Origin of the sequence: Vibrio sp. 1727, assembly GCF_033344415.1 — a bacterium.
GTDB classification, from domain to species: domain Bacteria; phylum Pseudomonadota; class Gammaproteobacteria; order Enterobacterales; family Vibrionaceae; genus Vibrio; species Vibrio alginolyticus.
Window position 1 is genome coordinate 1 of record NZ_JAWPOT010000413.1, and the last position, 616, is coordinate 616.

1 protein-coding gene is annotated in these 616 nt (G+C 47.9%); it reads left to right on the plus strand.

Translation table 11 applies throughout. The annotated features are described in order from the left end of the window. A partial coding sequence (locus tag R8O10_RS26055; protein WP_318192075.1) for a MucB/RseB C-terminal domain-containing protein occupies nt 1–616 on the plus strand: 616 nt, incomplete at both ends.

The window sequence follows — 616 nt, forward strand, 5'->3', positions numbered from 1 at the left end:
TTGAGCCTTTGCTGTATCGTCACGCGACACACGGCGAAGATCAGTACGCTCATCTTGTTTATTTAAGTGGGCCTGTACGTGAGGTGATTCGTCGCGGAACAGAAGTGAGTTATATCGAAACTGGCGTGGAACCGTTCACTATCGAATCAGGCAAAATGGTTGCACCAACGATACCGATGCTCAACACCAATATCGACGAGCTAAACCTGTATTACGACTACGTTCAAGTAGGGCGTGCGCGTGAAGCCGGTGTTCCAACTCAGGTATTACGCATTGTGCCGAAAGACGGACTACGTTATTCCTATGTCCTTTGGATTGACGAAAAGAGCAAATTGCCACTTCGCGCCGATCTTGTCGATCGTGATGGCGAGATGCTAGAGCAATACCGCACGATCTCTTACACAGTAAACCCTAAAATTGCAGAGTTGATGAGCGGCCTTGAAGACGTTCAACTTCCTGCTGTGCTTACAATGCCGAAAGGTGAAATTGGCACGAGCAATTGGACTGTGGGCTGGACTCCAGACGGTTTTCATCCAAACGATCTCAACCGCTACCGTATGGCATCAACAGACCAAATGGTAGAAAGTCAGTTGTATTCTGATGGCTTGTTCAACTT